At 72.2% G+C, this 6,583-nt stretch carries 6 protein-coding genes; 2 read left to right on the plus strand and 4 right to left on the minus strand.

All coding sequences use genetic code 11. From position 1 onward, the window contains the following. Positions 1 to 104: 104 nt before the first annotated feature. The 4 genes from AX737_RS00470 to AX737_RS00485 all read right to left on the minus strand — a co-directional run bounded on the left by AX737_RS00470 (position 105) and on the right by AX737_RS00485 (position 4,871). Complete coding sequence (locus AX737_RS00470) at positions 105 to 2,330, minus strand: xanthine dehydrogenase family protein molybdopterin-binding subunit (protein WP_066918123.1); 2,226 nt, start codon at positions 2,328 to 2,330, stop codon at positions 105 to 107. A gap of 8 nt (positions 2,331 to 2,338) precedes the next feature. Then, entirely contained in the window at positions 2,339 to 3,304 is a 966-nt protein-coding gene (locus tag AX737_RS00475) for a xanthine dehydrogenase family protein subunit M (protein WP_066918125.1), read from the minus strand. Between the two features lie 11 nt (positions 3,305 to 3,315). After that, positions 3,316 to 3,918, minus strand: a complete 603-nt coding sequence (locus AX737_RS00480) for a 2Fe-2S iron-sulfur cluster-binding protein (RefSeq protein ID WP_066918128.1) — start codon at positions 3,916 to 3,918, stop codon at positions 3,316 to 3,318. A gap of 218 nt (positions 3,919 to 4,136) precedes the next feature. Next, entirely contained in the window at positions 4,137 to 4,871 is a 735-nt protein-coding gene (locus AX737_RS00485; RefSeq protein ID WP_066918127.1) for a sigma-70 family RNA polymerase sigma factor, read from the minus strand. A 449-nt stretch (positions 4,872 to 5,320) separates the two neighbouring features. Here AX737_RS00485 and nadA point away from each other — a divergent pair, with 449 nt between their 5' ends. Both nadA and AX737_RS00495 read left to right on the plus strand, forming a co-directional pair. Beyond that, positions 5,321 to 6,355: a quinolinate synthase NadA gene (nadA, locus tag AX737_RS00490; protein ID WP_066918129.1), complete on the plus strand. Its 1,035-nt coding sequence runs from the start codon at positions 5,321 to 5,323 to the stop codon at positions 6,353 to 6,355. After that, a partial coding sequence (locus tag AX737_RS00495; protein ID WP_156453439.1) for an FAD-dependent oxidoreductase occupies positions 6,352 to 6,583 on the plus strand: 232 nt, incomplete at its 3' end. The genes nadA and AX737_RS00495, both read left to right, overlap by 4 nt.

Consider the following 6,583-nt stretch of genomic DNA (forward strand, 5'->3'; position numbering starts at 1 on the left):
CCCCGCCGTAGCCTGTGCGGGCGGCGCGTGCGGCGGGCAATCGATCGAGACGGCAGGGGCGGCGGCAATTGCTGCCGCCGGCACCATCGGCGCGGGCCGCACCGCTAGCTCCGCCGCGCCCCGCGCCCCTCCTGCTCCTCCAACCCCTTCATCACCTTGTCGAGCGTCATCGGGTAATCCCGGATCCGCACGCCCGTGGCGTTGTAGATCGCGTTGGCGAGCGCCGCGCCCGCGCCGCAGATGCCGAGCTCGCCCAGGCCCTTGCTCTTGAGCGGGTTCGCCTTGTCGTCGAGCTCGGGCAGGAAGACCGCGTCGATGGCCGGGATGTCGGCGTGGACCGGCACGTGGTACTCGGCGAGATCCCGGTTCACGAAGGTCCCGGAGCGCGGGTCCATCACGGCGTCCTCCATCAGCGCCGCGCCGACCCCGAAGGTCATGCCGCCGATGGCCTGGGAGCGGGCCGTCTTGGCGTTGAGGATGCGCCCGCCCGTGAACACGCCGAGCATCCGCCGCAGCCGGACCTCGCCCGTGTCGCGATCGACGCCGACCTCGGCGAAATGCGCGCCGAAGGAGTAGTGCGAGAAGGCCTCCTTCAGACTGCCGGGCTTGATCTCGCCCCGTGCCTCCAGCCCTTCCGGCCCCGCGAGGTCGCCGAGCGCCTCCGAGCGGTTGCCGGAGACGGCCCGGCCCCCCTGGAAGTCGGCGCCCTCCGGGTTCATGCCGGCCTTGGCGAGCAGCGCCCGCCGGAGGTTGTCGCAGGCCACGTAGAGCGCCGAGCCCGCCGAGCCCGCCCCGAAGGAGCCGCCCGAGCCCGCGGCCGCCGGATAGGCCGTGTCGCCGATCTCGACCCGGATCTTCTCGACCGGCAGCCCCATCATCTCGCCCGCGATCTGGGCGAGGATCGTGTAGGTGCCGGTGCCGATATCGGTCATCGCCATGCGGACGGTGAGGGTGCCGTCCGGGTTCAGCCGCACCAGGGCGGAGGAGGGCATCAGCGGGTTGAGGCGGGCCGCGGCCGACATGCCGAGCCCGACGAGCCAGCGCCCCTCGCGCCGTGTGCCCGCGGCCTGCCGCCTGTCCCAGCCGAACAGGCGCGCGCCCTCGCGCATGCAGGGCACGAGCTGGCGCACCGTGAAGGGCACCCCCTTCTCCGGGTCCTGGGCGGGTTCGTTGCGCACGCGCAGCTCGATCGGGTCGAGGTTCAGCCGCTCGGCCAGCTCGTCCATGGCGCACTCGAAGGCGAGCTGGCCCACCGCCTCGCCGGGCGCGCGCATCGACGAGGTCACCGGCACGTTGAGGTTGGCGATGCGGTGCCGGGTGAGGCGGTTCGGGGCCGCGTAGAGCGAGCGGGTGACGTTGGCCGAGGTCTCGAAGAACTGGTCGCCCGGCGTCGCGTCCGACCACGATTCGTGACTGATCGCGCTGAGGCGCCCGCTCTCGTCGGCGCCGAGGCGCACGCGCTGGATGGTCGGCGTGCGGTGGGTGGCGACGTGGAACTCCTGCTGGCGGGTCATCGCCACCTTCACGGGACGGTTGACCACCCGGGCGGCGAGCGCGGCGAGGATCGCCTCGGGCTGCGGCTGCAGCTTCGAGCCGAAGCCGCCGCCGATGTAGCGGCTCACCAGCCGCACCCGCTCCTCCGGGATCGCCAGCACGGTGGCGATGGATTTGCGCCCGCGGTTCAGCATCTGGTTGGAGGTGTGCAGCACCAGCCGGTCGCCCCGCCACTCCGCGATGGTGGCGTGGGGCTCCATCTGGGCGTGGATCTGGGGCGGGGTGGTGTACTCCACGTCGAGCCGCACCGGGGCGGCCTGGAACGCGCCCTCGAAGTCGCCGAGCGCGCTGTCGGGCTCGGTCTGGGCCTTCTTGGGCTTGAAGGTCTCGGGAAGCGCCGCGCGCAGCGAGGCCTTCGGGGTCGCGGCGTCGTACTGCACGGTGATCAGGGCGGCCGCCGCGCGGGCCTGCTCGAAGGTCTCGGCCACCACGAAGGCGATGGGCTGGTCGAAGTGGCGGATCTCCGTGCCCTGGAGCTGGGGGAAGACCTGCTCCGACTTCTCCCCCTGGGGCGGCACGGTCTCGTGCGTCATCACATAGAGGACGCCGGGCGCGCGCCGAGCCGCGCCGACCTGCAGGGCGCGGATGCGCCCGCTGGCGATCCCCGCGCCGAGGATGAAGCCGTAGGCCGGATCCCGCGGCTCGCGCACCTCGTAGGCGTAGGGCGCCCGGCCCGTGACCTTGAGGCGGCCCTCGTAGCGGTCGATGGGCTTGCCGACGAGCCCGTCGGGGCGGTTGTCGAGCGGGGTCGCGCCGACCGGCTGGTTCATGTCCATGGGGAGCCTCAGGCGATCTCGGCGAGCACGGCGCGCAGGGTCCGGCGGGTCAGCGGGATCTTGAAGTCGTTGGAGCCGTAGCCCTTCGCCCCCTCCAGAACCCGGTCGGCGGCCGCCTCCGCCTGACCGGTCTCGACGAGCGCGGCTTCGGCCGCCTCCACCCGCCAGGGCTTGTGGGCGAGCCCGCCGAAGGCGAGCCGCGCGGCCTTCGGCCTGCCGCCCTCATGCGCGATCACGGCCGCGACCGACACGGTGGCGAAGGCGTAGGAGGCCCGGTCGCGCACCTTGCGGTAGACGTGGGTGCCGGGGACGGGCTTCGGCAGCACGACCGCCGTGATGATCTCGCCGGGCTCGAGCGCGGTCTCGATCTCGGGGGTGTCGCCCGGCAGGCGGTGGAAGTCGGCGATCGGGATCGTCCGCGCGGCGCCGCCCGCGTCCACGGTCTCGACGGTGGCGTCCAGCGCCCGCAGCGCCACGTTCATGTCGGAGGGGTTGGTGGCGATGCAGGATTCGGAGGCGCCCAGCACCGCCATGATCCGGTTGTACCCGCCGATCGCCGCGCAGCCGGAGCCGGGCGCGCGCTTGTTGCAAGGTTTCGTCGTGTCGTGGAAATAGTAGCACCGCGTGCGCTGCAGCAGGTTGCCCGCGGTGGTCGCCTTGTTGCGCAGCTGTCCCGAGGCGCCCGCGAGCAGGGCCTTGGCCAGCACGCCGTATTCCCGGCGCACCCGCGGATGCGCGGCGAGCTCGGAATTGCGCACCAGCGCGCCGACGCGCAGGCCGCCGTCGCCGGTGTCCGCCACCTGGTCGAGGGGCAGGCGGTTCACGTCGACGAGCGTGCGCGGGGTCTCGATCTGCAGCTTCATCAGGTCGAGCAGGTTGGTGCCGCCGGCGATGAACCGGGCGTTCGGCCGCTCCGCCGCGATCTGGGCGGCCTCCTGCACCGTCTTCGGCCGCTCGTAGGAAAAAGCCTTCATGGCGCGCCCCCTCAGGCTTTGCGGCCGGCGGCGTCCTTGATCGCCGCGACGATGTTCGGATAGGCGCTGCAGCGGCAGAGGTTGCCGCTCATCCGCTCGCGGATCTCGTCGTCGCTGAGTTCGGCCGCGACCGTGATGTCGGCGCCCGCGTGGCTCGGCCAGCCGGCCTCGACCTCGGCGAGCATGCCGGCCGCCGAGCAGATCTGGCCGGGCGTGCAGTAGCCGCACTGGAAGCCGTCATGCGCGAGGAAGGCCGCCTGGAGCGGGTGCAGCGCGTCGCCCTCCGCCAGCCCCTCGATCGTGGTGACGGTGTCGCCCTCGTGCATCGCGGCGAGCGTCAGGCAGGCGTTGATCCGCGTGCCGTTCACCAGCACCGTGCAGGCGCCGCACTGGCCGTGGTCGCAGCCCTTCTTGGTGCCGGTGAGCGCGAGATGCTCGCGCAGGGCGTCGAGGAGCGTCGTGCGGCTGTCGAGGGTGAGGTCGCGCGCCGTGCCGTTGACCGCGAGCCGCACCGGCAGCATCTGCGGGTCCGGATCGTCGGGAGCGGGGGCCGCCACCGGGCGCCCCGGCCAGCCGAAGCCCGCCGCGCCGAAGGCCGCCGCGCAGCCCTGCATCGCCGTGCGCCGCGTCAACCTGGACGCGCCGCGCTCGTTCGTATCGGTCATGGCCATCATCCCGCGCCGGCCTCGGGGCCGGCCCCGGCGCGGGTGGTGGGAAGGCCCGCGCTGCAATCCGTGCGAGCGGGGAACGCGGGCGGGACGGCTTGGATCCGGCCCGGACTGCGCCGGATCGGCGCGGCGCGCGCGCGGCAGCTAGATCTCGCTCGATCTCGCTAGATCTCGGCCGCGAGCCCTTCGTGCCCGAGGGCCGAGAGAGTGAGGTGGTCGGCGCCGACCTCGGCGCCCGAGTAGCCCAGCATGTGCGCGAGCTGGTCGCGGGCGCGCCAGACGCGGCTCTTCACGGTGCCGATGCGGCAGTTCAGGATCTCGGCCGCCTCCTCGTAGGAGGCGTTCTCGACCGCGACCAGGATCAGGGCCTCGCGCATCACCGTCGGCAGCCGCTGCAGCGCCGCCTGCACGTCCTGCAGGTCGAGATGGCCGCCCTGGGCCGGCACGGTGGCGAGGCGGGCGGCGTGGTCGCCGTCCGTGTCGGAGACCTCGCGGGCCTGCTTGCGGTGCACGCTGTAGAAGGCGTTGCGCATGATCGTGAAGAGCCACGCGCCCAGATTCGTGCCGGCCTTGAAGCTCCCGCGGCTGCGCCAGGCCCGCAGCAGCGTGTCCTGCACGAGGTCGTCGGCGGCGGTGGGGTTGCGGGTCAGCGAGACCGCGAAGTTGTGGAGGCTCGGCACCGCCTCCAGCAGGCCGGCGCGGAAGGTGCGCTCGTCCGCGTCCTGCGCCTTGGCCAGGGCCGCGTCGAGCTTGGCGACGAGATCTGCGATGCGCGCGGAGGGCGGCTCGTGCCGCAGGGCCGCGTAGGCTTCCTGCAGCCGGGTGCCGAGATGCTGGCGGATCCCCTCGGACAGGACGGGGGCGGCTGTTGCGTCTGTCGGACAGGTGGTGCCGGACATCGGACCTCGAGCACTGGAACGTTGAGCGAGAGACGTCGGGTGCGCGGCCTCGCGGATTGTCCCCACTCTCGCGCCGTGCCGGGGCAGGCGCAGCAACATAGGTTGCCGGTCCTTCCCTCAGATCGGCCGCAAATATTTGCCTTTCTATGGAACCTTTTCTGAATTCAGCTTGTAGCGCCCCGTTTCGATCGCTGTCCTGAGGTGATGCGAGGGCACGAAGGCGGCGCCTGTACGCTGCGCCGCGGGGGATTTCACCGCGCGCCCGAGCGTTGTCGCGAGGCGGGGCCGGCATCGCATGAACGCCGAACGCGGGCGCGCTCGTCTTCGCGCCGCACCATAACAGTGCGTCGCAAAACCGTTATGCTCACTCTCAGCATATCTGGACAGGGGCGGTCGGCCCGCCTAAGTTAGGCGGCGCAATGCTCAAACTGAGCATAATGGAGGACGCCATGGCGGCGACCAGTCAACCGTTCCCCCGCGGCCCCGTTCCGGGCGGCGCCCCCGCATCGTCCCTGCCGCTCCCGGAGATCTTCGCCCGCGTCAGCCGGCACGTCCCGGCGATCGAGTGGCCGGCGCTGGCGCCCGACATCGAGGCGATCCTGCGCCTCAAGCGGGAGCGGAATGCGGTGATCCTGGCGCACAACTACCAGGCGCCGGAGATCTTCCACACGGTGGCGGACATCGTCGGCGACAGCCTCGCGCTCGCCCGCGAGGCCGTGAGCGTCGACGCCGACGTGATCGTGCTGGCGGGCGTCCACTTCATGGCCGAGACGGCCAAGCTCCTGAACCCGGGCAAGACCGTGCTGATCCCCGACATGGGCGCCGGCTGCTCGCTCGCCGACTCGATCACCGCCGAGGACGTGCGGGGCCTGCGGGCCCGCTACCCGGGCGTGCCGATCGTGACCTACGTCAACACCTCGGCCGCGGTGAAGGCCGAGTCCGACCTCTGCTGCACCTCGGGCAACGCGGTCGCGGTCGTGCGCTCGCTGAACGCCCCGCGGGTGCTGATGATCCCCGACGAGTTCCTGGCCCAGAACGTCCAGGCGGAGGTGCCCGAGGTCGAGATCCTGACCTGGGCCGGGCACTGCGAGGTGCACGAGCGCTTCACGCCGGCCGATATCCGCGACGTACGCGAGAGCTACCCCGGCGTCACCGTGATCGCGCATCCCGAATGCCCGCCGGACGTGGTGGCCGAATCCGACTTCTCGGGTTCGACCGCCATGATGATGGACTTCGTGACCGAGAAGCGGCCCGCCCAGGTCGTGCTCGTCACCGAGTGCTCGATGGCCGACAACATCGCGGCGCAGAACCCGGACATCGAGTTCATCAAGCCCTGCAACATGTGCCCGCACATGAAGCGGATGAGCCTCGGGAACATCCGCCGGGCGCTGGAGACCCTGACCCACGAGGTGACGGTCGATCCTGCCCTCGCCGACCGGGCGCGGGCCGCGGTGGAGCGGATGCTGGCGGTGCGCGCCCGATGAACGCGCTGCTCCGCAATCCGGCCGACCGCGTCGTGGTGGTCGGTGCGGGCGTCGCCGGCCTCAGCGTCGCGCTCCGCCTCGCGCCCTGGCCCGTGACGCTCGTCAGCGCGAGCCCGCTCGGGCTCGGCACCGCCACCGGCTGGGCGCAAGGCGGCATCGCCGCCGCGATCGGCGCCGACGACGCGGCTTCGTTCCACGCCGCCGACACGCTGGCGGCCGGCGCCGGCC

The organism is Methylobacterium sp. CCH5-D2 (assembly GCF_001556475.1).
In the GTDB taxonomy this organism is placed as follows: Bacteria; Pseudomonadota; Alphaproteobacteria; order Rhizobiales; family Beijerinckiaceae; genus Methylobacterium; species Methylobacterium hispanicum.